We start from the raw sequence: 3,168 nt of genomic DNA, 5'->3' as shown, positions 1-3,168 counted from the left end.
GCGGACCGCGGGGCGGTCCGTTCATAGAGGGTTCGGGGGGCAGCCGTCAAGGAGCAAACGAGCCCTGGATCCACCGCCTGGGTGGCAAGCGGGTGGTGCTGCGCCTCAGGATCCTCCCCGGCTCCAAGCCGACCTGCTCTGCCACCCGCTGCAACAGCTCCTCGAGGGAACGGCGCAGGGGAAGCCGCTGGCGCAGCTATCTCTTCCGGGCTTCACCCGTTCTTCCGGGTCACCTGGTCTCTCCTCTCCTGAGCTTGGCCTCTCCAGCCGGTTCCCTTGTGCGGCCAAATCCGTTACGCTGCCGCGCGGCGGCGGCCGGGCCGGAGCGGGGGAGACGGCGGCTCGGCGAGGGATCCGGGTGGGGAGGGGAGCTCTCATGGATTTTCCCACGGTCGTCCGGCAGCGGCGCTCCATCCGCACGTTCGCGCCCCGGGAGGTGCCCGAAGCCGTGCTGCGAGAGGTGTGTGCCGCGGCGCTGCTTGCCCCGTCGTCCCTCGGGGGGCAGCCCTGGTTCTTCGTGGCGGTGCGCGAGCCCGGGATCAAGCGGGCCCTGGCCGAGCTCAAGAACCGGCACTGTCCGCCGGAGAAACGGATGTACTCGGCGGACTTCCTCGCGCAGGCGCCGGTCGTCCTCGTCGTCTGCGTGGAGCGGGCGCGCGCCCACGACCGGGGGGTGGAGACCGCCGTGCTGGCGACGGCCCACGTCCTGCTGGCGGCGGCCGACCAGGGGCTGGGCAGCGTGTACCTCTCGGCCTACAAGGCCGACACGCCGGCGGTGGCGCAGGAGATCCGGGAGCTCCTGGGCATCCCCGAGGGGGTGGACCCGGTGACGATCGTCCCCCTGGGGTACCCCGCGGAGGTGCCGCCGGAGAGAGCCGTCCGCGCGCTGGACGAGGTGCTGTTTCATGAACGTTTTGGCCGCAAGTAGGGACGCGTTCCGGGCCAGGATAGACCAGGGGTGGGCCGCGGACCAGAGCGTGGTGCTCCGGTACCGGCGCGCCGTGCGGTTCCTGGAGGACCCCGACCGGGACGCCCGCCTCCGGGAGCTCCTGGGGCGCACGTCCATCCGGGAGGGGGCGCGCCTCCTTCCTCTCCTGCACCACCGCGGCGTCGCGCTCCACGTGCTGGACGAGACGTCGCGGATGCACACCCGCACCCTGAAGTCCATCGACGGCTGCGTCACGACCGCCTTTTGCGTCCTGGACGGCGGCGGGCCCGTGGTCTTCGAGTCGGGGGGGAACACGGGGAGCGCGCTCGCGGCCTACGGGGAGAGGGCCGGCATCGAGACCTACTTCTTCTGCCCCGCCGAGAACGTGCCGCTCCTGAACAGCCGGCGCTTTTCCTCCCCCGGCTCCCACCTGGTGGCCGTGGAGAAGCCGGGATTCGTGAAGGAGGCAGCCTACGCCTTCGCCCGCCGGACCGGGTTTCGGCACGTCCCGGACCGGGCGTGGCGGCACGCGGCGTCGGTGCTGCGGGGCTGCTTCCTGGCCGAGCGCGCCTTCGAGGGGGAGCGCTTCGACTGGGTGGTGCAGACGGTGAGCGCCGCGTTCGGGCCCATCGGGGTGTTTCGCGTGCTGGAGCACTTCGGGTCCGAGCTCGCTCCGGTGCCCCGCTTCCTCGGCATCCAGCAGGACGCCAATTGCCCCATGTACCGGGCCTGGAAGGGGCAGGGGGCGCCGGGTGTCCCGCAGGGGCCGGCCCCGCTGGAGAGCACCTCGGGGCTCCTCTCCCGGGTCATGTACGACGCCGCTCCCCAGACCTACGAGACTTACGGACACCTGGACGAGCTGCTGCGCCGGACCGGGGGCGATCTGGGCCTGGTGGACCGCAGGGACTTCGAGGCACGTCTGGATCGGGCCTTTGGCGGAAAGACGCTCCTGGAGCTCCTGGGGGAGCACGGCGTGCCGATCGCCGTTTCCGGCGGTGAGGTGTTGGAGAAGACGGGCCTCCTCGCCCTGGTCGGTGCCCTCAAGGCCATCGACGGGGGGCGGATCCCGGCCGGCAGCCGCGTCCTGTGCTGCCTCACGAGCGGGGCGAGCGACGCCGACGGCCGCGCCCGGCCCGAGTGCACGGTGGCCTCGGAAGAAGACGTGGTCCGGTACGCCGCGGAGCGGGGGGGGGCGCCGTGAGCGGCTCTTCTCCGGGGCGCCGGGGCTGCGCCGCCGGACCCGTGCGGCTCAAGGACAGCACCCTGCGGGAGGGTGCCGACACGCCCGGCGTGGCTTTCTCCGAGGCGGACAAGCTCACGGTGCTGCGGCTCCTGGCCGGGGCGGGGGTGCCGGAGGCGGAGATCGTGGCCCCCGGCCACTTCCGGCGGGACCTTGCGTTTTGCGCCGCGGTCCGGCGGGAGGGGCTCCCCATCGAGACCTCGGGGCTGGTGTACGCGGGGGGCGAGGACGCCCGGGCGCAGATCGAGGCCGCGGCGGCCCATCTGGACCGCCTGAACCTGCTCGTTCCCCTCTCGGAGCGACGGCGGCCCCCCGGGCGGGAGGAGAAGCTGCGCAAGATCGCGGAAGCCCTCGCCTGGGCTCGCAGCTGCTGTGACCAGGTGGGGGTGGGATTTCCCCACGCCACCCAGGCCGGTCTGGGGTTCCTCCTGGAGGCCTGCGAGGCCGGCGCCCGGGGCGGCGCCCGCCGGGTCGTCGTCTACGACACCAACGGGAGCGCCGACCCCTTCCAGGTGTACGACACGGTGCGGGCGGTCGTGGAGCACGTCCCCCTGGAGGTCTGCTTCCACGGCCACAACGACCTGGGACTGGCCACCGCCAACTCCCTCGCCGCTGCGCTGGCCGGGGCGCAGTGCCTGGAGGTGACGGTCAACGGCCTGGGGGACCGGGCGGGCAACGCGAGCCTGGAGCAGGTGGCCCTGGCGCTCCACGCCCGAGGTGTCGCCCACGGAGTCGAGCTCTCGCGCCTGCCGGCCCTGTGCGGGGCCGTAGCGGCCATGGCCGGGCTCCCGGTGCCCGGCCTCGCCCCCGTGGTGGGGGCGTTTGCCTTCGTACACAAGTCCCCGAGCCATCTCGACGTTCCCGACCTCTTCGAGGCCTTCGACCCCGGGCTCGTGGGGGCGCGGCGCAGCGTGGCGCGGGACTGAGGCGCCCCCCCGCGCCGCATGGGCGTCGGATCGCCCGCAGGAGGAAACCCCCCATGGACGTCGTACTCTTCAAT

At 73.1% G+C, this 3,168-nt stretch carries 3 protein-coding genes; all 3 read left to right on the top strand.

What is annotated here, in order from left to right; all coding sequences use genetic code 11:
- Window positions 1-376 precede the first annotated feature (376 nt).
- From AB1578_23040 to AB1578_23030, 3 genes are read left to right on the top strand one after another with little or no spacing between them, the layout of a single operon-like run.
- Window positions 377-928, top strand: coding sequence for a nitroreductase family protein (locus AB1578_23040; GenBank protein ID MEW6490775.1), 552 nt, complete (start codon window positions 377-379; stop codon window positions 926-928).
- A complete protein-coding gene (locus tag AB1578_23035) occupies window positions 906-2,129 on the top strand; it encodes a pyridoxal-phosphate dependent enzyme (protein ID MEW6490774.1) in 1,224 nt (407 codons plus the stop codon). The genes AB1578_23040 and AB1578_23035 overlap by 23 nt, the downstream gene beginning before the upstream one ends.
- A complete protein-coding gene (locus AB1578_23030) occupies window positions 2,126-3,094 on the top strand; it encodes a LeuA family protein (GenBank protein ID MEW6490773.1) in 969 nt (322 codons plus the stop codon). The genes AB1578_23035 and AB1578_23030 overlap by 4 nt, the downstream gene beginning before the upstream one ends.
- Window positions 3,095-3,168 lie beyond the last annotated feature (74 nt).

The organism is Thermodesulfobacteriota bacterium (assembly GCA_040756475.1).
GTDB lineage: Bacteria > Desulfobacterota > Deferrisomatia > Deferrisomatales > JACRMM01 > JBFLZB01.
Note: the sequence above shows the minus strand (reverse complement) of the source record. Positions and strands in the feature narration are given on the sequence as shown.